We start from the raw sequence: 23,019 nt of genomic DNA, 5'->3' as shown, positions 1-23,019 counted from the left end.
GATTGGGAAGACTTCGTACAGTGCTCCCGACCCAAGGTGGTCGTCCGTTAAGAAGCCGAATTGAGCGGGGCTGGACAGGCCAGCGTGCGCCATAGAGCTGACAGGAACAGGCACCAGAGTTCTCTCAGCCAGGCGAGGATGCGGCGGAGGCCCACGGCTGAGAGGACGACGTTGGCGGCGTCGCCGGCGCGGTCTTTGAGGAAGCTGCGGCCGAGATGGCCTTCGGCCTTCATGTGACCGATGATGAGCTCGATGGCGGAGCGACGGGGCAGCTCGCGCTTGATGACACCAAAGACGTCGCGCTTCTGGCCGGAGATGAAGACGCGACGGGGGTTTGCCTGAAAGGCGCTCCCGAAAAACCAGCTCCATAACTGTCCGCGATTTAGCGGAATCCTTGTCCCGCAATTACTGAAATCACTGTCCGCGAATTACCGAAATCGGTGTCCGGGAATTGCCGAAACACGTAAACAGAAGTGCCAACAAGCTGACGGGCGGTATTAGCTGGCTAAAATAAGTCAGCAGGCTCCCAAGCGGCAGGCGCGCCCCATGCCGTTCCGGTATCCACAATGGCTCGGACCGGAATCGAACCGGGTCTGACTCGGAAGCCCGATGGGGTTGACCGACTATAATATCGCGAGGTCAAGGGAGGGCCTTGATGCGTACCCTCATCCATTGTGCTCCATGATGCCGAGCGAGACACTTACCTCGGGCTGGGCGACTTCGGGGGCAACTCGGTTGCGCTGGACGCTGCGATTGTGGGCTGCGATAATGGCACCGGCGGCGATCACCGCGCGCACGGCTTCTGCTTGAGCGCGTCGACCCTGCTCAACGAGGAGGCTTCGATTTTGCGTCACGATCGCCCTTGAACTCAGCACAGCAAAGCACGTGAGCGGCCGATTATCATCGATCGCGAACCAGACGACGTCCTTTTTCTTGGTCTCGAGGTTCGGCTCGGGCGCGTACTCGGCCAACCTATTGGATGGCCCCAGCATCGGTTTTTCGGCTTCAGTCATCCGCGCCAGCGTGGTGACGACGTGTTGCGGATACCCATGGCAATTGTATGCCAGTATTGCTTTCCGTGTTGGTCAGTCCAGCCAGCGCTTTTTCAATTGCCCTGCTTTACCGAGCCGCAGCGCTGCGAAATACATGGAACATCGCAGCCGTGACTTCGTCCGGAGTGGATGCGCCTGTGTTCGAGAACCACTGCGGAGCCCAATTGAACGCACCAAAGATGGCAAATATGAACATTTTCGGATCGTCCACGCAGATGGTGCCATCTTTGCTGCCTTCTTCGAGAATTTTCCGAACGGTGATCTCAAATTGCTTCTTGAGCGAGCGAAGCTTGCGTCGTGACTGCGCGTTAAGCGAGCGGTCGCTGACCAGAGCCAGGCACACCCCGAACTCGGACAGTATGAGTCTGCCATACATCGTGAAGAACTGTTCGAGGCGGTCGATTGCGGGAAGCTTCGCGTCTTGATCGCGAGACAAGGCCTCATTGAGGTCGACGAGAGCCGTATGCGCCACCTGATAGAGCAGGTCTTCCTTACTCTCGATGTAGTAGTAGATCGTCGGCTTGGTTACATTGAGAGCTTCGGCGATCTGATCGATCGTTGTTTCGTGAAAGCCGCGATCCGCGAACAGAAGTGCTGCCTGTTTAAGGATTAGACGACGCTTGGCCTCGTGCTGCTCCTGGCGCAGGTCGACGCTTTCCCAAACATTGGGACGCTTTCTCCCCACTGGTTTTTTCGTCATCCCTGTACTTCCCCAAGTTGCGGCACGATGCAGGAAGCGACACACCGTCGCGCCCTGTCTCCAATGCACATTTCTCCGCCTGCGTTCAAGCCGCAGGTCGCAAGCCGCTCCGCGGCTTGACATTTACCTGGAGGTCAGAGATAGCCTACTCCTCAGTAAGATACATCTAAATGACAGGTTTTTGGGAGGTTTTATGCATCGTCGTACATTTTTGCTGAGCTCGGCCGGTGCGGCGCTGTCGGCCTTTGCTCCGGCGACAGGTGTTCTCGCTGCGGATGAGCCGGCTGATTTTCATATCGCCGGTATCCTGGCGTTTTCCGGCGCTTACGGCATCATCGGCAAGGACATGCGGCAGGGCGTCGAACTCGCCATCGCCGACCGCGGCGGCAAGGTGCTCGGCAAGCCGATCCGGGTGTCGTGGGAAGACGACGAGACCAAGCCGCAGCCCGCCGTTCAGAAGGCGACGCGCCTGCTGGCGGGTGGCGCGCAGATGATGTTCGGCGCAGTCGGCTCGGCATCGACGCTGGCGCTGCAGGGCCTGGCCGACCAGCGCAAGATCCCGCTGCTGGTGACCATTTCCGCCGACGACAAGATCACGCGGCCGAACGGTTCGCGCTACACGTTCCGCACCTCGAACACGCTCGGCATGGAAATCCGGATGTGCATCGAGTTCGCGAAGGTCAAGGGGCTGAAGAAGATCTACGGCGTGACCGCCGACTACCAGGCGACCCGCGACGGCTGGGAGCTGTTTGCCGCCGAAGCCAAGAAGGCCGGCATCGAGATCGTCGGCAATGACTACGCGCCGCTCGGCAACCGCGATTACTCCGTGATCGTCGACAAGATGGCGAAGTCCGACGCCGACGGCATCGCGGTCATCGTCACCGGCAATGACGCGGTCACCTTCCTCAAACAGTCCGGCCAGGTCGGCCTCAACAAGACCAAGACCCAGTTCGGTCCGGTGCTGCAGGACGAGACCCTCGCTGCGGCGGTCGGCCCGGCAGCGGTCGGCGTCTATTCGGGCGTGCGCTACCACTTCACGGTCGATAATCCCGCCAACAAGAAGTTCGTCGAGGCCTACCGTGCCAAGTACAACGAGTGGCCCTCGAGCTTTGCCGGCGAGGCCTATGACGGCATCAGCTGGTGGCTCGATGTCGTCGAGTCGACCAAGAGCTGGGACCGCGAAACGTGGGTCGATGCCTTCGCCAAGAGCACCCGCGAGAATTCGCTCGAGGGCAAGAAGGTCATGCGCGGCTGCGATCACCAGGCGGCGCAGGTCGGCCTGTGGGGTGTCGTGACCGAAGGCCAGGCGCCGTTGCCGCCGCTGACCATGAAGATCACCGACGTGTTCGACGCCTCCAAGCTGTTCGACGTCTGCTCGTGAAACGAGGCGCGTCCCGGGCCGGGACGCGCCTCACTCCTCGTCTTTCCAACCCCCGGATCTCCCTGGCGTGTCGACGATCGTCATCGGCCTGAGCTTGAGCTTTCTGCTGTTCCTGCTGGCGGCGGGCCTGACGCTGATCTTCGGCATGCTGGGCGTGATCAACTTCGCCCACGGCGCCCTTTATATGCTGGGCGCCTATGTCTGCTACCAGATCGTGCACTGGACCGGCTCGTTCTGGATCGGGCTGGCGCTCGCGCCGCTGGTCGTTGCGGCGCTCGGCGCGGCGATGGAGGTGATCACGCTGCGGCCGGTCTACAACCGCGATCACATCTATCAGCTGTTGCTGACCTTCGGCTTCATCCTGGTGATCGAGGAATCGGTTCGCCTGATCTGGGGACTCGATTACAAGCAGGTGCCGACGCCGGCCCTGTTTTCGCAGCCGATTGCACTGTTCGGCAGCCAGATCCCGTCCTATCGCCTGTTCATCATCGGCTTCGGCGCGCTGGTCTCCGTCCTGCTGTTCCTGCTGCTCGATCGCAGCAAGCTCGGCATGGTGATCCGCGCCGCGAGCTCCGATTCCGAAATGGCACAGACGCTCGGCGTCGACGTGGCGCGGGTGCGCACCGCGGTGTTTGCGCTCGGCTCCGGGCTTGCTGCGCTCGGCGGCGTCGTCGCGGCGCCGCTGGTGCCGATCGAACTCGGCATGGGCTTTAGCGTGATCATCGATTGCTTCGTGGTGGTGATCATCGGCGGCCTCGGCAATATCAAGGGCGCGATCTTCGCCGCGCTGTTGCTCGGCATGGCGCGCGCGGCCGGGTTCACCTATGCGCCGGAGTGGGTGGAACTGATTACCTTCGTGCTGCTGATCGTCACCCTGTTGACCCGCCCGTCAGGCCTGTTCAGCCGCAAGGGACGTGCGGCATGAGCATGTTCCGTCTCGACCAGATCCTGATGGCGGCCGCCATCGCCGCCATGATCGTCTTTGCGATGGTTTCGACCAGCGAGGAAAGCCTGAACCTGATCAGCCTGATCCTGATCTGGGGGCTGTTCGCGATCGGCTTCGACCTGATCTTCGGCATGGCCGGCATGCTGTCCTTCGGACATGCCGCCATGTTCGGCGCTGGCGGCTATGCGCTGGCGCTGCTGGCGCCTCAGTTCGGCTTCCTGCCCTCGCTGCTGGTGGCGGCCGTCGCCGGCGCGGCGCTGGCCTTCCTGCTCAGCGTGTTCGCATTGCGTGTGTCGGGCCTGTTCTTTTCGCTGCTGACGCTGGCGCTGGCGCAACTCGTCTACATCCTAGCCAGCACGAAGCTGCGGGCCTTCACCGGCGGTCTGGACGGTATTCCCGGCGTGCTGCGGCCGGCCCTCTTCGGCGTCGATTTCTACAACAACCGCAACTATTTCTACTTCCTTGTCGCGGTGTTCGTGATCGGCTTGGCGATCATGGCGCTGTTGCGCGTCTCGCCTTTCGGCAGCGCGTTGAAGGCGGTGCAGGCCAACGACGTCAGGGCCGAGCAGATCGGTTACAACGTGCAGCGGCTGCGCCAGTGCGCCTTCATGATCTCGGGTGCCTATGCCGGCGTCAGCGGCGCGCTGCTGGCCTCGCTGATGTTCTATGTCAGCCCGCAGATGCTGCACTGGAGCACCTCCGGCGATGTGCTGATCATGACGCTGCTCGGCGGCAAGGGCACCTTGCTCGGTCCGGTGCTGGGCGTCGCGGTGTTCGAGGTCCTCAAGGAGGAACTGAGCCAGTTCACCGAGCACTGGTACGGCATCCTCGGCATCGTCTTCATTCTCTGCACAATCTTCCTGCCGAAGGGAATCGCCGGTCTCTTTGCCGTGTTCGGACGCATCGGGAGAGGTGCGTCGAAATGAGCACCGGCGCCGGCGTTTCCCTGCAGTGCGAGAACATCCAAGTCGCGTTCGGCGGCCTCAAGGCCGTCGCGGGCGTCAGCCGCAGCTTCCTGTCCGGGCGGATCTATGGGCTGATTGGGCCCAACGGCGCCGGCAAGACCACGCTGATGAATGCACTCTCTGGCCACGCGACGCTGGCCGCCGGGCAGGTGACCCTGAACGGGCGGGACATCACGAAACTGTCCATCCATGCGCGGACGCGGGCCGGCCTCGGCCGCAGCTTCCAGATCACCAAGATATTCTCCGGCATGACCGTGCTGGAGAACCTGAAGCTCGGGGCTTTCGCCCACCGCTATCGCGTGCAGCCGTTCTGGATGCCGGCCGGCCGCTTCGCCGAGATCCGGCAGGATGCCGAACGGGTGCTCGAACAGATCGGGCTTGAGCGGCTGGCGCATGCACCGGCCGAGAACCTCTCGCACGGCGACCAGCGGGCGCTCGAGGTCGGCCTCGCGCTGCTCAGCGATCCCAGCGTGCTGCTGCTCGACGAGCCGCTCGCCGGCGTCGGCCATGAGCGCCTCGAGCAGGCCATCGACCTGATCCGGCGGATCGTGGCGGGACGAACCGTCCTGCTCATCGAGCATAACATGGACGTCGTGATGCAGATCTCCGACGAGATCGTCGTGATGGTGCAGGGACAGTTGCTGGCATCCGGTTCACCGGCGGAGATCAAGGCGAACCCGGCGGTGCGCGCCGCCTATCTCGGGAACGACGAATGAGCGCGCTGGCCCTGCAGGATTGCGACGTTTTTTACGGCAAGGCGCAGGCCCTGCATCACGTCTCGATCGACGTGGCGGCCGGCGAGGTCGTGTCCCTGATCGGCCGCAACGGCGCCGGCAAGAGCACACTGCTGAAGGCGGCCATTGGCCTCAATGCCGTTCACAGCGGGCGACGGCTGATCGGCGATCGCGACGTCACGGCGCTGAAGCCCCATCAACTCGGGCGGCTGGGGCTTGCCTTCGTTCCGGAAAACCGGCGCATCTTCCCGAACCTGACGGTCGAGGAAAACCTGAAGATCGCGACCGTAATGGGCCGCAAGGGGCCGTGGTCGCTGCAGCGCATCTACCAGCTGTTTCCGCGGCTGCAGGAGCGCGCGGCGCAGGGCGGCGATACGCTGTCCGGCGGCGAGCAGCAGATGCTGGCGGTCGGCCGCGGCCTGCTGACCAATCCGGAGGTACTGCTGCTCGACGAGCCGACCGAGGGACTTGCGCCGCTGATCGTCGACCAGCTCATCGAGTCCATGCGCGTCATCAATGCCGAAGGTATTGCCATGCTGCTGGTCGAACAGAACCTGAAGGTACCGCTGAAGCTGGCGCGCCGGCAATTTGTTATCGATAATGGCCGGGTCGTCTGGTCGGGCACTACCGCAGAACTGCAGGCGGATCGCGCCCGCATTGAGTCTCTCATCAGCGTCTAGGAGGAAGTCATGGCCGACGTCTACATCATCGGGGTTGGCATGACGCGGTTCGGCCGCTACCTCGACGATCGGCTCGAAACGATCGCGCGCGGCGCGGTGGAAGAGGCGCTCACCGATGCCGGCATCGCGCGGAGTGATGTCCAGGCTGCGTTCTTCGCCAATACCGCGCAGGGCGTCGTGGAGGGCCAGCATCTGGTGCGCGGCCAGCTGGTTCTCAGGGCGCTCGGCTTCGAAAGCATTCCGGTGACGAACGTCGAGAATGCCTGCGCCAGCGCCTCGACGGCGCTCAACGCCGCCTTCGCTTATATCGCGTCGGGGCAGGGCGACATCGCGCTGGCGATCGGCGCGGAAAAGATGAACGCCAATGACCGGGAAAAATCCTTTGCGATCTTCGACGGCGCCTGGGACGTGCATGACGTCGACGGCAGCGTTCGGCGCTTGACGGCGCTTGGCAAGGATCTCGCGCTGCCGCCGGGCGCCGGCCAGAACAGCGGCAAGCGCAGCGTATTCATGGACGTCTACGCCTCGCTGGCGCGCTATCACATGCATCGCTTTGGAACGACGCAGCGCGACATCGCCGAGGTTTCCGCGAAGAACCACCGGCATTCGTCGCTCAATCCGAAGGCGCAGTACCAGGACGCGATGACCGCTGACGACGTGCTGGCGGCGCGCGAAGTGTCGTGGCCGCTGACGCTGCCGATGTGCGCGCCGATCAGCGACGGCGCGGCCGCCGCGATCGTCTGTTCGGCGGAGAAGGCGCGCGCGCTCGGCGCCACGCGGGCGATCCGGATCGCCGCCTCCGTGCTGGCTTCCGGCTCCGACCGCGAGGCCAACGACCTCGAGCGACATCTGTGCCGGCTCGCCTCCAACCGCGCCTACGAGATCGCCGGTGTCGGCCCCGCCGACATGTCGGTGGCCGAAGTGCATGACGCCAGCGCCTTCGCGGAACTGCACCAAGCCGAACTGCTCAGCTTCGCACCGCTTGGCGATGGCGGCCGGCTGGTGCGGGACGGCGACACGGCGCTCGGCGGCCGGATTCCGATCAACGTCTCCGGCGGGCTCGAATCCCGCGGTCACCCGATCGGGGCGACCGGCCTCGCGCAGATCTACGAGCTCGTGAGCCAGCTTCGCGGCGAGGCGGGGGCGCGGCAGGTCGAGGGCGCGCATCACGCCATTGCCGAGAACGGTGGCGGCTTCCATCACTATGAGGAAGCGACCGCCTGCATCACGATCCTGGAACGCTGAGGGCCATTCATGCGGCTGATCGATTTCTTTGACCGCGGCGTCGGCATCAATCCGTCCCGCATCTGCCTGAAGGATGCAACGGTGTCGCGGACGTTCCGCGAAGTGCAGTTCCGCAGCTACCGGATCGCCAACGCGCTCGCGGCAACCGGCCTCAAGCCGGGCCAGATGGCCGCGGTGTATAGCCCGAATGGCGCGACGGCGTTCGAGTGCATTCTCGGCATCATCCGCGGCGCCAATATCTGGGTGCCGATCAACGCCCGCAACTCCGCGGAAGACAACGCCTACATCCTCGATAATTGCGACGTCGAGGTGCTATTCTATCACAGCGAATTCGAAGCCAATGTGCAGGTGTTCCGCAAGGAGTGCCCGAAGATCCGCCACTATGTCTGCATCGACAAGGCGGGCGCGGATGCGCCCTTCCTGCTGGACTGGATTTCGGATGCGCCTGAGACGGATCCCGATATCCCCGAGGATCCCGGCAAGCCGATTTCGGTTTTCTCTTCGGGCGGCACCACCGGCCGGCCTAAGGGCGTGCTCTGGACCAACCTGGTCTGGGAAACCATGATCTCGAACTTCTTCACCTCGATGCCGGTGAAGAAGCCGCCGGTTCATCTCGTCGTGGCGCCGATGACGCATGCGGCGGGCGGCGTCGGCATCATGCTGATGGCGGCAGGAGCAACGCAGATCATCCTGCCGGGCTTCGACGCCGCCAAGGTGGTGAACGCCATCGAGACCGAGGGCGTCACCCACATGTTCCTGCCGCCGACGGCGATCTACATGCTGCTCGCCCATCCCGCCATCAAGCAGCACGACTTCTCCTCGCTCGAGCATTTCATCTATGCTGCCGCGCCGATGTCGGTGGACAAGCTGAAGGAATGCCTTGAGGTGTTCGGGCCGGTGATGACGCAGACCTTCGGCCAGGCCGAAGCGCCGATGCTCTGCACCTTCCTCTCACCGCAGGAGCACATGGTGATCGGCGATCCCGACAAGGAAAAGCGCCTGGCGAGCTGCGGCCGGCCGACGCTGCTGACGCCGGTCGAGATCATGGACGACGACGGCAACCTGATGCCGGCCGGCGAGCGCGGCGAGATCGTGGTGCGCGGCAACCTGGTGATGCCCGGCTACTACAAGAATCCGGAAGCGACCGCGGAGGTGTCCACCTTCGGCTGGCACCACACCGGCGACATCGGCTTCAAGGACGAGGACGGCTACGTCTATATCGTCGACCGCAAGAAGGACATGATCATCTCCGGCGGATTCAACGTCTATCCGAGCGAGATCGAGCAGATCATCTGGGGCCACCCCGCGGTGCAGGATTGCGCCGTCATCGGCGTGCCCGACGAGAAATGGGGCGAGGCGGTCAAGGCCGTCATCGAACTCAAGCAGGGTTCGAGCACCAATTCCGATGAGATCATTGCGCTGTGCAAGGCGAAGCTCGGCAGCGTGAAGGCGCCGAAGTCGGTGGATTTCTGGGACAGCCTGCCGCGCAGCGCGGTCGGAAAGGTCCGTAAGAAGGATATTCGCGAGACGTTCTGGAAGGGACGCACGCGCGCCATCTGAACGGGGAAGAAGCCCATGAATATCGCCATGGTACTCGCCAATGCGGCGAAAGCGTTTGCGGATCGCCCGGCGGTCTGTCTCGGCAGCGCGACGATCCATAGCTATGCGCAGCTTCTGCAGCGCAGCGCGGCGCTCGGCCAGGCCTTGCGCAACAAGGGCTTTGCGCCGGGCTCGCGGGTCGGCGTCTTCCTGTCCAATCGCCCTGAATATTTCGAGATCCTGTTCGGCGCCTGGTTCGCTGGGCTGGCGGTGGCGCCGATCAATGCCAAGCTGCATCCGAAGGAACTGGCCTACATCCTCGACAATTGCGCCGCCTCGGTGCTGTTCACCGACATCGAGGGCGGACTGTCGCAGCCGGGCAACGTCGTCGATGTCGACGGCGAGGCGTATCGCGCGATGCTTGCGACGGTGCCGTCCGATCTTCGGCCGGCACCGGCCGCGCCCGGCGACAATGCGTGGCTGTTCTACACCAGCGGCACCACAGGTTATCCAAAGGGCGCGATGCTGACCCATCGCAACCTTTACAACATGACGATGAGCTTCCTCGCCGATATCGGCCCGGTCGACGAAACCGACGCGTCGCTTTATCCGGCGCCGCTGTCGCACGGCGCAGGGCTGCTTGCGCTCGCGCACCTGGTACGCGGCGCCGCCAATGTCGTGCCGGAGAGCGGCGGCTTCGAGCCGGCCGAAATCGTCGACCTCATCAATCGATACCCGGGCAGCTCATTCTTCGCCGCTCCGACCATGGTGAACCGGCTCGTCCTCTCGCCGTCCATGGCCGACCTCACGGTGGAGCACCTCGATCACATCTTTTACGGCGGCGCGCCGATGTATGTGGAGGATCTCAAGCGCGCGCTGTCGGCGCTTGGCCCGCGGCTGTGGCAGGCCTATGGCCAGGGCGAGTCGCCGTGCACGATCAGCTACCTGCCGCCCCACATGCATCTCGACAATGGCGACGGCCGTCTCGACGACCGGCTGTCATCGGTCGGCATCCCCCGCACGGGCGTCGCGGTCCGCGTCGTCAATGCCGACCGCAACGACATGCCGCCGGGCGAGAACGGCGAGGTCATCGTATCAGGCGATGTCGTGATGGCCGGCTACTGGAACAATCCGGCCGCCACCGCGCAGGCGCTGCGCGACGGCTGGCTGTGGACCGGCGATGTCGGCACGTTCGACGCGCACGGTTTTCTCTATCTGAAGGATCGCTCGAAAGACGTCATCATCTCCGGCGGCTCCAACATTTATCCGCGGGAAGTTGAGGAGGTGCTGCTGCGCCATCCCGCCGTGGCGGAGGTCAGCGTGATCGGTCGCCGCCATCCCGACTGGGGCGAGGAGGTCATCGCCTTCGTGGCGTCGTCGGCGCCGGTGACGGCCGCGGAACTGGATGCCTTCTGCATCGAACATATCGCCCGCTTCAAGCGGCCGAAGTCCTACCGGTTCCTGCCGAGCCTGCCGAAAAGCAACTACGGCAAGATCCTCAAGACCGAAATCCGGAAAATCATCGAAAGCGAAACGGCCGCGTAATCGGCGAACACAAGGAGCGCACAATGACCACGATCGTTGCAGGTGTCGGCATGATCCCGTTCGCAAAGCCGGGCGCATCAGCGCCCTATGACGCGATGGGCGAGGAGGCGGTCAAGCTGGCGCTTGCGGATGCCGGCCTCGGCTACGACGCCATCGAGCAGGCCTATGCCGGTTTCGTCTACGGCGACTCCACCGCCGGCCAGAAGGTGCTCTACCGGGTCGGCATGACCGGCATCCCGATCGTCAATGTCAACAACAACTGCTCCACCGGCTCGACCGCGCTCTATCTGGCGCGGCAGGCGGTCGAAAGCGGCGCGGCGGATTGCGTGCTGGCCGTCGGCTTCGAGCAGATGCGCCCGGGTGCGCTGGGGTCGATCTTCGAGGACCGGCCGTCGCCGTTCTCGGAATTCGACCGCGTCACCGATGAACTTGTCGGCCATGGCGAGATTCCGCTGGCGCTCCGTTATTTCGGCGGCGCCGGCAAGCAGCACATGGACAAGTACGGCACGCAGCTCTCGACGTTCGCGAAGATCCGCGCCAAGGCCAGCCGCCATGCCGCGCGCAACCCGCTGGCGCTGTTCCGGAAAGAAATGACCGAAGGCGATGTGATGCAGGCGCCGGTGATCTGGGAGGGCGTGATGACGCGCTCGATGGCGTGTCCGCCGACCTGCGGCGCCGCCGCCGCCGTGCTCGTCTCCGAGGCGTTCGCCAGACGCCATAACCTGAACGACACAGTTCGCATCCGCGCGCAGGCCATGACGACGGACCGTCCCAGCACCTTCGAGACCCGCGACATGATGCGCGTCGTCGGCTTCGACCTGTCGAAGTCGGCGGCCGAAAAGGTCTACGAGAAGGCCGGCATCGCCCCCGACGATGTCGATGTCGTCGAACTGCATGATTGCTTCGCGCAGAACGAACTCATCACTTACGAGGCGCTTGGCCTCTGCGGCGAGGGCGAGGCCGAGAAGTTCGTTCTCGATGGCGACAATACCTATGGCGGACGTTTCGTCACCAACCCGTCCGGCGGCCTGCTGTCCAAGGGACACCCGCTCGGCGCGACCGGCCTCGCGCAGTGCTACGAACTTGTCCATCAGTTGCGCGGCACCGCCGAGGCCCGCCAGGTCGACGGTGCGCGGCTGGCGCTCCAGCACAACCTCGGCCTCGGCGGCGCGGCCGTCGTGACGCTCTACGAAAAGAACTGAACCAGAAGCGGGAGTAATTCACCGATGTCGCAGCGGCTCAAGGACAAGATCGCGTTCGTCATGGGAGCCGGCTGCGTCGGTGAAGGCTGGGGCAATGGCAAGGCCACGGCCGTCCTGTTCGCGCGCGAAGGCGCGACGGTGATCTGCGTCGACCGCGATCTAGCATCGGCGGAGCGCGCCGTCGCGATCATCACGGAAGAAGGCGGCAGGGCCGAGGCCCTGCGCGCCGACATCACGTCGGCCGCGGACATCGATGCGGCCGTCGGTGCGGCCATCAGCCGTCATGGCCGCATCGACATCCTGCAGAACAATGTCGGCATCGCCGAGCCCGGCGGTCCCGAGCATATCGACGAGGCGAGCTGGGACCGCGTCATGGCGGTGAACCTGAAGGGGTTCTTTCTCACCTGCCAGCGCGTCCTCCCGGAAATGGTCAAGCAGGGCGGCGGCGCGATCGTCAACGTGTCATCGGTCGCATCGATCACCACGATCAGCGTGCCGATGATTTCCTATTATTCCTCGAAGGCCGGCGTGAACCACTTCACCCGCGCCGTAGCGGTCGAATATGCGCCGAAGGGCATCCGCTGCAACGCGGTGTTGCCGGGCCTGATGAACACGCCGATGATCGTCGAGCCATACAAGCACGTTTACGATTCCGTCGACGACATGATTGCCCGGCGCGATGCGATGGTGCCGATGGGCAAGATGGGCACCGCCTGGGACGTGGCGCATGCCTCGCTGTTCCTGGCGTCGGATGACGCGAAATACGTCTCCGGCGTGCTTCTTCCTGTCGATGGTGCGCTCACGTGCCGAACTGGCTAACGAGACTTTCTGGGAACGTGTCATGAGCGAAGAAAAAGAACTTGTTATCCGCGATGATCGGGGTGCGGTATCGTACATTTCCTTGAACCGTCCGCGTAGCGGCAACAGCCTTTCCTTGTCGACAATCGATGAATTGACCCGCCATCTGATGGACCTCCGGGGGCAGCCGTCGATCGCGGTGATCGTCCTGACTGGGATCGGCAAGAAGATCTTCTGCGCGGGGCATGATCTTACCGAATTTGACGGGGAGACGGATCCCGAATTCTTCAAGACGGTGTCGACGCGCTGTTCGGCTCTGATGCAGACGATGCGGGATCAACCGCAGGTCATCATTGCCAGCGTCGCAGGCGTGGCCTCGGCCGCCGGTTGCCAGTTGGTCGCCAGTGCCGATCTCGCGATCGCCTCCAGCGAGGCGCGGTTTGCGACACCGGGCGTGAACATTGGCTTGTGGTGCCTCACGCCCATGGTGGCGTTGTCGCGCGCCGTGATGCCGAAACACGCGATGCAGATGCTCACCACGGGGCGCCTCTACGACGCGGCGTTTGCGCTACGCATCGGGCTGATCAACGATGTGGTCACGCCCGAGCAACTCGAGCAAACGGTCGAGTCGCTGGCAGCGGAGATCGCCTCGAAATCGACCTACACGTTGGCGCTCGGCAAACAGGCGTTCTATCGCCAGCTGCAAATGCCCATCTCCGATGCCTACGAATATTCCGGCGAACTCGTGGTGAGGAACATGGCCCACGCTGATGCGCGCGAGGGCATTGCTGCCTTCGTACAAAAGCGCAAGCCGCTCTGGAAGGGACGAAAGTAACATTGCTCTTGCGCCTCCGTCCGGCGGATCGTTTTCGTGGGTTCCAGGCGTCTTTTGCGAGCAGCGTTTCGGCTCCGCTGGGGCGGCGAGGCGCGATCAGCGGCTCCGCAGAGCTCCCTCTACGAGATCGACAAGTTGCCGGGCGACCTGCTCGCCGGTGAGCGGTCCTTCAGTCGTGAACCATCGCGTCATCCAGTTGATCGACCCCATGAAGAAGAACACCGTCAGCTTGGGATCGACGGCACGCACCGTCCCGTCGGCAATACCTTCAGAGATCAATTTCCGGAAGCCGCGGTCAAACTTGTCGCGACGCTTGCCGATGATCGCCTTGTTCTGCGACTCCAGCGCGTCGTACTCGCCGAGCACCGCGAAAGAGCCCATCTCGCTGGTGATGGTTTTGACGTACTTGTCGATAAGCAGGAGAATTTTTTCAAGCCCGGTCTTGCCATGCTCTTCGCTGTACTTCATCGCCTCGTCGCCGAAGTCGAGCGACATCATGTGGCATTCGAAGAGAATTTCCTGCTTGTTCGTGACGTAGTAGTAAAGCGCGGCCTTGGTGACGTCCAAGGTCTTCGCCACATCCTCGAGCGAGGTGTTGTGATAGCCGCGAAGGCTGAATGCGCGGCCCGCCTCGCGAAGCAGCGCGCCCCGCTTCAGCGAGAACTGCTGTTCCCGGTTGAGGACTACGCTTTTCCAGGCGGAGGCATGGCGGCCGCGCCTTGCTGTCGATGCCTTCTTCATGAGAGCATGCCGAATATCCGGAGCATATAGGGAACGATTCCCTATGCTTGAGGCCCCATAGTCAAAATTATTGCCTCGAAGTCAATTTCTGGAACCTCAGGCCGAAAGGCTGCGCGCGATGATTTGCTTCTGGATATCGCTGGTTCCCTCATAGATCTTGCAGACTCGAACGTCACGATAGTAGCGCTCGACCGGAAAATCCTTCAGGTAGCCGTAGCCGCCGTGGATCTGCAGGGCGTCCGAGCAGACCTTCTCCCCCATCTCCGAAGCGACGAGCTTGGCAATGGCCGCTTCCTTGGCGCAGGACGCTCCGGCCTCGAGGAGCCGCGCGGCGTGGATATAATATTGCCGCGCGACGTCGACCTGAGCGGCCATCTCCGCGAGATGGAAGCTCACCGCCTGCAGTTCAACGATCGGCTTGCCATAGGCCTCGCGCTCGTTGGCGTAGCGGATCGCAGCGTCGAGCGCTGCCTGGGCAACGCCGACGGCCTGCGCGGCGATTGCAATCCGACCGTCAGACAGGCCACCCATGACGATCCGGTAGCCAGCGCCGACTTCGCCGAGCACGTTCTCCGCCGGAACACGAAGATTGTCGAGCTGAATCTGAGCGACATGGGCCGTCCGCTGGCCGAGCTTGTCCTCGACGCGCGCAACATTGTAGCCGGGTGAGGTCGGGTCGACGATGAACGTCGTAAATCCACTTTTACCGGCCTGCGGATCGGTGCGAGCGAGCACGATCGTTGTACCAGCCTCGCTCCCGTTGGAAATGAACTGCTTGGTGCCGTTGAGAATGAAGTGATCGCCTTCGCGGCGCGCGGTGGCACGAAATGCGGCGGTATCCGATCCGGCCTGCGGCTCAGTGAGAAGAAACGCGCCGATCTTTTCGCCGCGCAGCATCGGCGGCAGATACTTCTGCTTCTGTTCCTCGTTGCCGCGCAAGGCGATGGTGAAGGCGGTGACGTTGTGGACGTGGAAAATGGTGCCGACACCCGCGTCGGCCGCAGCGATCTGCTCCAGCGCCAGACAATAGGCGACGAACCCCGCGTTCGAGCCGCCATATTGTTCCGGCGGCAGCATGCCCATGAAGCCAAGATTCGCGAGAGCCTTCAATTCGGCGTGCGGCCACGTCGCGGTGCGATCGCGTTCCGCTGCCGTGGGGGCGATCGCGTCGGTCGCAACCTTGCGCGCGACGTCCCGAACCATCGTTTGCTGGTCGGTTAGGAACGAAAAAGATTTGCTCTCGGCTCCTGCCATCCCGGATTCTCCTCCTGCCTGTCCTTACCGGAAATTGGCAGCGTTGCTGGAGCGACGCGGTTTCGCGAGCGCGCGAAACCGGTGACAGACGTTGCTCACGGAGAGCTGCAGATCTTCCGTATTCGACCACATATTAGGATATTTGACGTTATGGTCAATTCATATTCGAGGCTTTGCCTTTTCGGTTTGGTGCCATTGCAGGTCGAAAAGTCGAGGCCGCTTCGTCGAAAGGCGCGCCTGAATGCGCCCAATCACGAGCTTCCTCCAAAGCGGGAAGTGCCTGCTGCCTGCTGCAACCGGAATCCGTGCCTCTTGATGCGTTCGCGCCGGAGTGTTCGATCTGCCTGTTTCGTCGTGGTGTGTTGCAGGCGCCCGAATGGGCTTGACCGAAATTGACCGTCGAGTTAAAAATAATGCTCATCGGTCATAAAAATCCGCAGAGGATGGGTCGATTTGAGGGTGGGGCGCTGTTCGGTCGAAATGCCGCATACCGTGGGGAGGATGAATGTCGCAGGACTGCGTTGGTGAAGGGGGAGCGTGTTGAGCGCTGTTTCGCCTCTCTATTCAGCATCGCAGAGCCGTGCGGCGCAGAATGCCGCGGTTCTCGTCGCCGACGGTATCCGGATGGCTTTCGGTGGCGTTGTCGCGCTTGACAATGTGTCCATCGCGGTCGGGGTGGACGAGTTGCTCGCGGTGATCGGGCCGAACGGTGCCGGCAAGACCTCCCTGATGAATTGCCTCAGCGGCTTCTATCGGCCGCAGCAGGGCGAGGTACGATTCAATGGCTCGCTGCTGTCCGGCATGGGCGTCCACCATATCGTGAAGGCCGGCCTGGCCCGGACCTTCCAGGGGACGCATATCTTTTCGAACATGACCGTGATCGAAAACATCATGGTCGGCCGTCACATTCACATGAAGAGCTCGATTCCGTCGGCATTCTTTTACTTCGGGCCTTGCAGACGCGAGGAGATCCGGCACCGCGAGGTCGTCGAGGAAATCATCGAGCTGCTCGAAATCGAATCCATCCGCCATCAGCCGGTCGGCAGCCTCGGCTACGGCTTGCGCAAACGCGTCGATCTCGGTCGGGCACTGGCTCAGGAGCCGAGCATCCTGCTGATGGATGAGCCGATGGCCGGGATGAATACCGAGGAGAAGGAGGACCTCGCGCGATTCATTCTCGACGTTCGCGAGGCGCGACAGATCCCGGTGGTGCTCGTCGAGCACGACATGGGTGTCGTCATGGATCTAGCGGACCGGATCGTGGTGCTCGACTTTGGCCGCAAGATTGCAGAGGGGACTCCGCTGGAGGTTCAGAAGAATCCTGCGGTGCTCAAGGCATATCTGGGCGAAGGAAATCGCTGATGCTGCCGATGCGTACCATTCCGCAACTGTTGCTCGAGCGCGCCAGCGCGGCGCCGGACCGGCTCGTTGAGCGGCACAAGTATCGCGGCATCTGGCGCGAATACACCTATGGTGATGTTCTCGAGAAGGTGCGTTCCTTCGCCCTTGGCCTTGACGCGATGGGTATTCGCCGCGGCGAGACCGTGGCCATTATCGGCGAGAACGAGCCGGAGAACTTCTGGAGCGAGTTTGCGGCGTTCTCGATCGGATGCAAGATCGTCTCGCTCTATCCTGACATCACTGCGGACGAAATCGAATACCTCCTCAACGATAGCGATGCGGTCTGTCTGGTAGCGCAGGATCAGGAGCAGGTGGACAAGGGGTTCGCGATTCTCGATCGCGTTCGGCACCTTCGCCAGATGATCTACTGGGACGATACCGGGATGTGGTCCTATCGTCACGAGCGCCTGACGCCGTTCGAGAAGGTGGTTGAGGTCGGACGCGCGCGCCACGCCGAGGATACCGATCTGTTCCGGCGCCTGGTCGAGACAGGCCGACCCGACGACGTGGCCGTGCTGTCTTATACCTCCGGCACCACCGGGCGGCCGAAGGGCGTGGTGCTGACCCACCGCTATCTCGTCGACAACGCGCATCGCGTCATCGCGGCGACCGGCATCAAGCCCGGCATGGAGTATCTCACCTATATCGCCCCGGCCTGGGCGACGGAGCAGTTCTTCGGCGTCACTATCGGCCTCCTGCTGCCGCTGGTGGTGAATTTCCCGGAATCGCCTGAGGAGGTTCTCAACAATATCCGCGAACTCGCAGTCGAGGTGATGGTATTCGCTCCCCGCCAGTGGGAGAGCCTCGCCGCCACCATCCAGGGCCGGATGCTCGATGCCGGCCGGACGCGCAGGGCGATCTATGCCTGGGGTGTCGATATCGGCCACAAGGTCCATGTCGCGCGTCTTGAAGGCAGGCCCGTCCCGCTCGGCGCGCGGCTTGCGCTGCCGCTTGCGGAGATGCTGGTATTGAAGCCGCTGCGGGACAAGCTCGGCCTCACGCGCATCAAGCTCGCATTGTGCGGCGGCTCCACGATGGCGCCGGATGTGTTTCGCCTGTTCCATGCCATCGGCGTGCCGTTACGCAATATCTATGGCGCCACCGAGATCGGACTCCTGACCCTGCATCAGGGGAATCGGTACAATCTCGAGACGGTCGGGCACTGGCTGAGCTCGCACCCCGAATCCGGTGCGGCGCTGGAATGGAAGGTGTCGGAGCAGGGTGAATTGCTCGTTCGTGGCGGCAGTGTCTTTCAAGGCTATCACAAGAAGCCCGACAGCGTCGCCCAGCGCGTTGAGGACGGATGGTATCGCACGGGCGATGCCGTGTCGGTCACCGACAGCGGCGAGCTCGTATTCCTCGAGCGCCTCGACGATCTTCGACAGCTTCGCTCCGGCGAACGGTTTCCGCCTCAGTTTATCGAGACCCGGCTGCGTTTCAGCCCGTTCATCAAGGACATCATGACGCTTGGCGACGATACGCGCGACTATATCGGCGCGCTGATCAATATCGACATGAGCGTGGTGTCGCGTTGGGCGGAGGATCGAAACATCAGCTTCTCCACCTTCACCGACCTTTCGCAGAAGCCAGAGGTGGCCGAATTGATGCGCGGCGAGATTGCGCGCGTCAACACGTTCCTGCCCGAGCACGCGAGGGTCCGTCGCTTTGCCAACTTCCCCAAGGAGCTCGATCCGGATGAAGGCGAATTGACCCGCACACGCAAGCTGCGACGCGAATTCCTCGCCGAACGCTATGCCGTGCTGATCGAGGCGATGTACGGCAGTCGGGATCATCAGAAGCTCGACATCGCGGTGACATATCAGGACGGGCGAAAGGGCGCGCTGTCTGCTCACGTCGCCATCCACGACGTCGTCAAGGCAGGCAAGTCGGCAAACGCCGCTGAACCGTTGCGGGCCATCGCATGATCGATTTCGTCAACTACTTCATCAACGGTGCGCTGGTCGGGCTGCTCTATGCCCTCATCGCCATGGGCTTCGTGGTCATCTATCGGGCGTCGAAGGTCTTCAATTTCGCCCAAGGCGAACTCGTCGTGTTCGGCGGCTTCATCGTCTGGTGGATGGTCGCCTCGCTGGGCCTGCCGCTCTCGATCGGCATTCCGCTCGCGTTCGTTGCGGCGGCGCTGTTCGGACTCCTCATCGAGCGGGTGTTCTTTTCCCGCCTCGCCGGTGAGTCGGTGTTCGCCATGGTCATGGTCACGATCGGACTTTTGATCCTGATCCGCGGCCTGATCCTCGTGCTGTTCGGCCCGCAGGTGCGCTCGTTCCCGATCATCTTTCCGCTTCAGCCGGTGATCATCGGGGAGATCCTCATCCCTCGCTCGCTTCTCATCGGCGGCGCAATCACGGTCATCGTCGGTTTCGGCCTGTCGTGGTTCTTCAACCGCACGCGGGCCGGGCTGCGCATGACAGCGGTTGCCGAAGATCATCAGGTGGCGCTGTCGATGGGAATTTCAGTGAAGCGCTCCATTGCGTTCGCCTGGATTCTCGGTGCCGTGCTGTCGACGCTTGGCGCCATCATCTTCCTCAGCGGAAAGTCGCTGAACTTCCTCGCCTCCGACATCGGCCTTGCGGCGTTGCCGGTGGCGCTGCTGGCGGGTTTCGAGGCGATCGCCGGGGTTCTGCTGGCCGGCCTTATCGTCGGTATCATTCAGGGGCTCGTGACCGCCTACCTCGATCCGATCGTGGGCGGCGCGATCGGCACCGTGTTTCCGTTTATCATCATGCTGCTCATCCTCTTTATTCGGCCGACCGGAATGTTCGGCTGGAAGACCATCGAAAGGGTGTGACCGATGGATCCGGCAGGCGTATTCGCCACCAGCTTCGAACGCGATCAGGCGTTGATCCGCACCCGCGGACAATGTGTCGCGCTCGTTCTGCTTTTCGTCGCGCTGGTCATCCTGCCCCATGTTCTGGGACCGCGGCTCGTCGCCATCTCGACCAATATGCTGATCATGGCCGTGGTCGTGATCGGCCTGCAGATCAACATGGGATATGCGGGCCAGATCAATCTCGGCCAGGCTGCGTTCATGGGAGTCGGCGCCTACGCCACCGGAGCGCTGGCGATCAAATTCAATCTGCCGTTCTGGCTCAGTATTCCGTTCGGGGGCTGCGCCGCCGCGGTGTTCGGGTTCATCTTTGGCTTGTCGGCGGTTCGCATCAAGGGCTTTTACCTGGCGCTCACCACCATCGCGGCACAGACCCTGTTTCATTTCCTCATTCTCAATCTGCCGCAGTCGTGGTTCGGCGGGTCGAACGGGTTGACGCTGGAGCCGGCACAGATTTTCGGCTTCAGTTTCGTCAGTGAGACCTCGATCTACTATCTCTGCCTGGCCGTGACCGCGGCGATGGTGTTCGGCGCCTATGGCATCGTGCGCAGCCGGCACGGGCGCGCCTTCGTCGCAGTCTGCGACGACGACGTCGCTTCCGGGCTGATGGGAATCAACGTCGTGCGGACCAAGGCAACCGCCTTCCTGATCGGTGCGTTCTACGCGGGGATCGGCGGGGGGCTGTGGGCCTACTACGTGCGTTTCGTCGCCGTCGATCAATTCACGCTGTTCCATTCGATCTGGTTCATCGCAATGGTCATCGTCGGAGGCCTCGGTTCGATCACCGGAGCGTTGATCGGCGTCTTCGTCATCAAGGCAATTCAGGAAAGCTTCGTTACACTTGGGCCCAGCATCGTCGCGCAATTTCCCTCGCTCGGTGGCGATGTGGTGTTTGCGATGATGAACGTGTTTCTCGGCGGGATCATCGCAGCGTTCCTGATTTTCGAGCCGCGCGGGCTGATGCACCGCTGGAATATCCTGAAACGATCCTATCGCCTTTGGCCATTTCCCTATTGATGCCTGGGCGATCGGAATTAGAACATTCATGGGAGGAACTGAAGATGACAATCTTGAAGCACATCAAGATCTTTGGGGCGGCCGCTGCGCTCGGTTTGCTGACGATCTCGGCGCCGGCCGGTGCCCAGACGACCTACAATGTGGCGTCGCTTGCCGATTTTACCGGTCCTTATGCGGATGTGATGAAGGACCTGATCGGTGCGCGCCGGCCGGTCATCGAATGGTGGAATGCCGAAGTCGGCAAGAAGATCGGCGTCAAGCTCGGCACCAAGGATTACGATCACCGCTATGATGCGGCGCAGGTGGCGAGCCTGTGGCCCGGCATCAAGGCCGAGCTAAATCCGATTATCGTGCTTGGGGTCGGCGGACCCGACGTCGCCGCGCTTCAGGGGCGGCTGCCGTCCGACAAGATCCCGATGGTGATGTCGACTGCCGCGTATGGCTTTGCCTGGAAGCCCGATCCGTGGATCTTCAACCAGCGCCCGACCTACAGCCATGAGGCCACTGCGTTCTTCGAGTGGTTCCGCCAGAAGCGCGGAGGCAGCGGGCCGCTGAAGGTCGCGATCATCTCGTCGGAAGCCTCGCCGGCCTATGTCGACCAGCACAAGGGTGTCCAGCGATATGCCTCCGACAATCCGGACAAGGTCGAAGTCGTCGAGGTTGTGTTCACGGAAGTTCAGCCCACCGATTTGACCACCCAGGTCAACCGCGTGACCCGTAAGGGAGCCGAAGTGATCATGGTCATGACGAACACGGCCGCCGTGGTCGCCACCAAGCGGGCGCTGCAGTCGCTCGGCAAACAGGTGCCGATTGTCATGAGTTCGCACAACGGACTGGCGGAATCCGGCCGCGCGATCGGCGACGTCAAGCAGATGGAGGGCGATTACGAAGTTTATGCGATGGCTGCGCCCACCGACACAAAGACGCCTGGCCGCGAGTTCTTCGAGATGCTTCAGAGCAAGTACGACCTCAAGGCCAAATGGACGGTTTCGGCTGTCCAAGGTCTTGGTCAGGCGCTGATTGCGATGCGGGCCATCGAAGCTGCGGCCAAGAAGGTCGGCGCGGACAAGGTCACGGGCGAAGCTGTCCGCGAGGCGCTGATGTCGACGACGATCTCCGCGGATGAGACCTACAAGATTCTCGGCAACACCAAGTTCTCGAACGACGGGCCGTTCCCGACGCAGGGGCTGGTCGCGAGTATCGTCACCATCAAGGACGGCAAGTACACGGAGGCTGCTGCCAACGTGCCGGTGCCGTCCATTAACAAGTGGTGAAGTAACGCCATCCGGCCGGGTCCCGCGGGCCCGGTCGGATCCCCTCGGGAGGCTTGCGTTTTGCTCGAGCTGAACAACGTTGAAGTCATCTACAGCGACGTCATTCTGGCGGTGAAGGGCATTTCGCTCGCCGTGCCGGATGGCAAATGCGTTGCGTTGCTCGGCGGCAATGGGGCCGGCAAGTCGACGACGCTGAAAGCGATTTCCGGCATCATACGCGTCGAGGACGGCCGGGTGACCTCCGGCAATATCGGTTTCGACGGCAAGAGAATCGACAGGGCGGACCCGACCGAAGTCGTTCGAGGCGGCATTATCCATGTGATGGAGGGCCGCCGCGTGTTGCGCCATCTGACCGTCGAGCAGAATCTGCTGGTCGGCGGCCACATGGAATCGTCGGGGCGTGAGGTACGCAAGCGCCTTGATCATGTCTACGATCGCATTCGCCGGCTTGCGGCGCTCAAGGATCGGATAACCGGCTATCTGTCCGGCGGCGAACAGCAAATGGTCGTGATCGGGCGCGCGATGATGGCCAATCCCAGGCTGATCATGATTGACGAGCCGTCGCTTGGCCTAGCGCCGTTGATGATCGACGAGGTGTTCGAGCTGCTGAAGGACCTCAAGGCAAGCGGGACCACGCTTCTGATCGTCGAACAGAACACGCGCGTCGCGTTGGATATCGCCGACTACGGCTACGTCATGGAGAATGGACGCATCGTCCTCGAAGGCGCCGCGGAAGAGCTGCGAAACAACGAGGACGTGCGGGAGTTCTACCTCGGGCTTGACCTTAAGGGCGAGCGCAAGAGCTACCGCGACATCAAGCATTATCGACGCCGCAAGCGGTGGCTCGGCTGAGGCGCTGCGTGCC

Annotated in this window: 20 protein-coding genes and 2 pseudogenes; 17 read left to right on the top strand and 5 right to left on the bottom strand. The window is 62.6% G+C overall.

The window, feature by feature from the left end:
- Positions 1–47 precede the first annotated feature (47 nt).
- The 3 genes and pseudogenes from ACT4OC_RS01040 to ACT4OC_RS01030 form a co-directional block, all read right to left on the bottom strand.
- Positions 48–335 (bottom strand): annotated as a pseudogene (locus tag ACT4OC_RS01040) (IS5/IS1182 family transposase); the annotation flags it as partial.
- Positions 336–834: 499 nt separating this feature from the next.
- Positions 835–1,045: pseudogene (locus ACT4OC_RS01035) on the bottom strand (SOS response-associated peptidase); the annotation flags it as partial.
- A gap of 74 nt (positions 1,046–1,119) precedes the next feature.
- Positions 1,120–1,752, bottom strand: coding sequence for a TetR/AcrR family transcriptional regulator (locus ACT4OC_RS01030; protein ID WP_162250102.1), 633 nt, complete (start codon positions 1,750–1,752; stop codon positions 1,120–1,122).
- Positions 1,753–1,945: 193 nt separating this feature from the next.
- Here ACT4OC_RS01030 and ACT4OC_RS01025 point away from each other — a divergent pair, with 193 nt between their 5' ends.
- The 11 genes from ACT4OC_RS01025 to ACT4OC_RS00975 all read left to right on the top strand — a co-directional run bounded on the left by ACT4OC_RS01025 (position 1,946) and on the right by ACT4OC_RS00975 (position 13,622).
- Positions 1,946–3,133 carry an ABC transporter substrate-binding protein gene (locus tag ACT4OC_RS01025; RefSeq protein ID WP_057199239.1) on the top strand — a complete coding sequence of 396 codons (1,188 nt, stop codon included), beginning with the start codon at positions 1,946–1,948 and terminating at the stop codon, positions 3,131–3,133.
- Between the two features lie 67 nt (positions 3,134–3,200).
- Positions 3,201–4,058, top strand: a complete 858-nt coding sequence (locus tag ACT4OC_RS01020; protein ID WP_057199238.1) for a branched-chain amino acid ABC transporter permease — start codon at positions 3,201–3,203, stop codon at positions 4,056–4,058.
- Positions 4,055–5,005: a branched-chain amino acid ABC transporter permease gene (locus ACT4OC_RS01015; protein ID WP_057199237.1), complete on the top strand. Its 951-nt coding sequence runs from the start codon at positions 4,055–4,057 to the stop codon at positions 5,003–5,005. Before ACT4OC_RS01020 ends, ACT4OC_RS01015 begins: the two co-directional genes overlap by 4 nt.
- A complete protein-coding gene (locus ACT4OC_RS01010) occupies positions 5,002–5,760 on the top strand; it encodes an ABC transporter ATP-binding protein (protein WP_057199236.1) in 759 nt (252 codons plus the stop codon). Before ACT4OC_RS01015 ends, ACT4OC_RS01010 begins: the two co-directional genes overlap by 4 nt.
- The gene (locus ACT4OC_RS01005; RefSeq protein WP_057199235.1) at positions 5,757–6,458 is read left to right on the top strand and encodes an ABC transporter ATP-binding protein; all 702 of its coding nucleotides are present in this window, start codon (positions 5,757–5,759) and stop codon (positions 6,456–6,458) included. Before ACT4OC_RS01010 ends, ACT4OC_RS01005 begins: the two co-directional genes overlap by 4 nt.
- A gap of 9 nt (positions 6,459–6,467) precedes the next feature.
- Positions 6,468–7,703 (top strand): thiolase family protein, encoded by a 1,236-nt coding sequence (locus ACT4OC_RS01000; protein WP_057199234.1) that lies wholly within the window; start codon positions 6,468–6,470, stop codon positions 7,701–7,703.
- A 9-nt stretch (positions 7,704–7,712) separates the two neighbouring features.
- Complete coding sequence (locus tag ACT4OC_RS00995) at positions 7,713–9,263, top strand: AMP-binding protein (RefSeq protein WP_057199233.1); 1,551 nt, start codon at positions 7,713–7,715, stop codon at positions 9,261–9,263.
- A gap of 15 nt (positions 9,264–9,278) precedes the next feature.
- Positions 9,279–10,787, top strand: coding sequence for an AMP-binding protein (locus tag ACT4OC_RS00990; RefSeq protein ID WP_057199232.1), 1,509 nt, complete (start codon positions 9,279–9,281; stop codon positions 10,785–10,787).
- A gap of 23 nt (positions 10,788–10,810) precedes the next feature.
- Positions 10,811–11,989 carry a lipid-transfer protein gene (locus ACT4OC_RS00985; protein ID WP_057199231.1) on the top strand — a complete coding sequence of 393 codons (1,179 nt, stop codon included), beginning with the start codon at positions 10,811–10,813 and terminating at the stop codon, positions 11,987–11,989.
- A gap of 24 nt (positions 11,990–12,013) precedes the next feature.
- The gene (locus ACT4OC_RS00980) at positions 12,014–12,808 is read left to right on the top strand and encodes an SDR family NAD(P)-dependent oxidoreductase (RefSeq protein WP_057199230.1); all 795 of its coding nucleotides are present in this window, start codon (positions 12,014–12,016) and stop codon (positions 12,806–12,808) included.
- Positions 12,809–12,830: 22 nt separating this feature from the next.
- Positions 12,831–13,622, top strand: coding sequence for an enoyl-CoA hydratase (locus ACT4OC_RS00975; protein WP_024343234.1), 792 nt, complete (start codon positions 12,831–12,833; stop codon positions 13,620–13,622).
- A 96-nt stretch (positions 13,623–13,718) separates the two neighbouring features.
- Here ACT4OC_RS00975 and ACT4OC_RS00970 read toward each other — a convergent pair whose 3' ends face one another.
- Positions 13,719–14,363, bottom strand: coding sequence for a TetR/AcrR family transcriptional regulator (locus tag ACT4OC_RS00970; RefSeq protein ID WP_057199229.1), 645 nt, complete (start codon positions 14,361–14,363; stop codon positions 13,719–13,721).
- Between the two features lie 96 nt (positions 14,364–14,459).
- The gene (locus ACT4OC_RS00965) at positions 14,460–15,617 is read right to left on the bottom strand and encodes an acyl-CoA dehydrogenase family protein (protein ID WP_057199228.1); all 1,158 of its coding nucleotides are present in this window, start codon (positions 15,615–15,617) and stop codon (positions 14,460–14,462) included.
- Positions 15,618–16,154: 537 nt separating this feature from the next.
- On the opposite strand from ACT4OC_RS00965, the gene ACT4OC_RS00960 reads away from it, so the two are divergent.
- Genes ACT4OC_RS00960 through ACT4OC_RS00935 form a run of 6 tightly spaced genes read left to right on the top strand, consistent with a single transcriptional unit; the run spans position 16,155 to position 23,006 of the window.
- Entirely contained in the window at positions 16,155–16,979 is an 825-nt protein-coding gene (locus ACT4OC_RS00960) for an ABC transporter ATP-binding protein (protein WP_349510078.1), read from the top strand.
- A complete protein-coding gene (locus ACT4OC_RS00955; RefSeq protein WP_057199227.1) occupies positions 16,979–18,943 on the top strand; it encodes an AMP-dependent synthetase/ligase in 1,965 nt (654 codons plus the stop codon). Before ACT4OC_RS00960 ends, ACT4OC_RS00955 begins: the two co-directional genes overlap by 1 nt.
- The gene (locus ACT4OC_RS00950; RefSeq protein WP_057199226.1) at positions 18,940–19,824 is read left to right on the top strand and encodes a branched-chain amino acid ABC transporter permease; all 885 of its coding nucleotides are present in this window, start codon (positions 18,940–18,942) and stop codon (positions 19,822–19,824) included. Before ACT4OC_RS00955 ends, ACT4OC_RS00950 begins: the two co-directional genes overlap by 4 nt.
- A gap of 3 nt (positions 19,825–19,827) precedes the next feature.
- The gene (locus ACT4OC_RS00945; protein ID WP_057199225.1) at positions 19,828–20,880 is read left to right on the top strand and encodes a branched-chain amino acid ABC transporter permease; all 1,053 of its coding nucleotides are present in this window, start codon (positions 19,828–19,830) and stop codon (positions 20,878–20,880) included.
- Between the two features lie 44 nt (positions 20,881–20,924).
- On the top strand, positions 20,925–22,154 hold the full coding sequence (locus ACT4OC_RS00940; protein ID WP_057199224.1) for an ABC transporter substrate-binding protein: 1,230 nt from the start codon (positions 20,925–20,927) through the stop codon (positions 22,152–22,154).
- Positions 22,155–22,214: 60 nt separating this feature from the next.
- Positions 22,215–23,006, top strand: a complete 792-nt coding sequence (locus ACT4OC_RS00935) for an ABC transporter ATP-binding protein (RefSeq protein ID WP_057199223.1) — start codon at positions 22,215–22,217, stop codon at positions 23,004–23,006.
- Positions 23,007–23,019: the final 13 nt, after the last annotated feature.

The sequence above is a fragment of the Bradyrhizobium sp. genome, assembly GCF_052389815.1.
In the GTDB taxonomy this organism is placed as follows: Bacteria; Pseudomonadota; Alphaproteobacteria; order Rhizobiales; family Xanthobacteraceae; genus Bradyrhizobium.
The sequence above is the reverse complement of the archived record's forward strand: the minus strand, read 5'-3'. Positions and strand labels throughout refer to the sequence as shown.

What these genes read in the sequence shown, in the direction of transcription:
- ACT4OC_RS00940 (WP_057199224.1), top strand. Translation starts at nt 20,925, where the DNA reads ATGACAATCTTGAAGCACATCAAGATCTTTGGGGCGGCCGCTGCGCTC.
- ACT4OC_RS00965 (WP_057199228.1), bottom strand. Translation starts at nt 15,617, where the DNA reads ATGGCAGGAGCCGAGAGCAAATCTTTTTCGTTCCTAACCGACCAGCAA.
- ACT4OC_RS00945 (WP_057199225.1), top strand. Translation starts at nt 19,828, where the DNA reads ATGGATCCGGCAGGCGTATTCGCCACCAGCTTCGAACGCGATCAGGCG.
- ACT4OC_RS00950 (WP_057199226.1), top strand. Translation starts at nt 18,940, where the DNA reads ATGATCGATTTCGTCAACTACTTCATCAACGGTGCGCTGGTCGGGCTG.
- ACT4OC_RS01030 (WP_162250102.1), bottom strand. Translation starts at nt 1,752, where the DNA reads ATGACGAAAAAACCAGTGGGGAGAAAGCGTCCCAATGTTTGGGAAAGC.
- ACT4OC_RS01000 (WP_057199234.1), top strand. Translation starts at nt 6,468, where the DNA reads ATGGCCGACGTCTACATCATCGGGGTTGGCATGACGCGGTTCGGCCGC.
- ACT4OC_RS01015 (WP_057199237.1), top strand. Translation starts at nt 4,055, where the DNA reads ATGAGCATGTTCCGTCTCGACCAGATCCTGATGGCGGCCGCCATCGCC.
- ACT4OC_RS01005 (WP_057199235.1), top strand. Translation starts at nt 5,757, where the DNA reads ATGAGCGCGCTGGCCCTGCAGGATTGCGACGTTTTTTACGGCAAGGCG.
- ACT4OC_RS01010 (WP_057199236.1), top strand. Translation starts at nt 5,002, where the DNA reads ATGAGCACCGGCGCCGGCGTTTCCCTGCAGTGCGAGAACATCCAAGTC.
- ACT4OC_RS01025 (WP_057199239.1), top strand. Translation starts at nt 1,946, where the DNA reads ATGCATCGTCGTACATTTTTGCTGAGCTCGGCCGGTGCGGCGCTGTCG.
- ACT4OC_RS00985 (WP_057199231.1), top strand. Translation starts at nt 10,811, where the DNA reads ATGACCACGATCGTTGCAGGTGTCGGCATGATCCCGTTCGCAAAGCCG.
- ACT4OC_RS00970 (WP_057199229.1), bottom strand. Translation starts at nt 14,363, where the DNA reads ATGAAGAAGGCATCGACAGCAAGGCGCGGCCGCCATGCCTCCGCCTGG.
- ACT4OC_RS00975 (WP_024343234.1), top strand. Translation starts at nt 12,831, where the DNA reads ATGAGCGAAGAAAAAGAACTTGTTATCCGCGATGATCGGGGTGCGGTA.
- ACT4OC_RS00995 (WP_057199233.1), top strand. Translation starts at nt 7,713, where the DNA reads ATGCGGCTGATCGATTTCTTTGACCGCGGCGTCGGCATCAATCCGTCC.
- ACT4OC_RS00990 (WP_057199232.1), top strand. Translation starts at nt 9,279, where the DNA reads ATGAATATCGCCATGGTACTCGCCAATGCGGCGAAAGCGTTTGCGGAT.
- ACT4OC_RS00980 (WP_057199230.1), top strand. Translation starts at nt 12,014, where the DNA reads ATGTCGCAGCGGCTCAAGGACAAGATCGCGTTCGTCATGGGAGCCGGC.
- ACT4OC_RS00955 (WP_057199227.1), top strand. Translation starts at nt 16,979, where the DNA reads ATGCTGCCGATGCGTACCATTCCGCAACTGTTGCTCGAGCGCGCCAGC.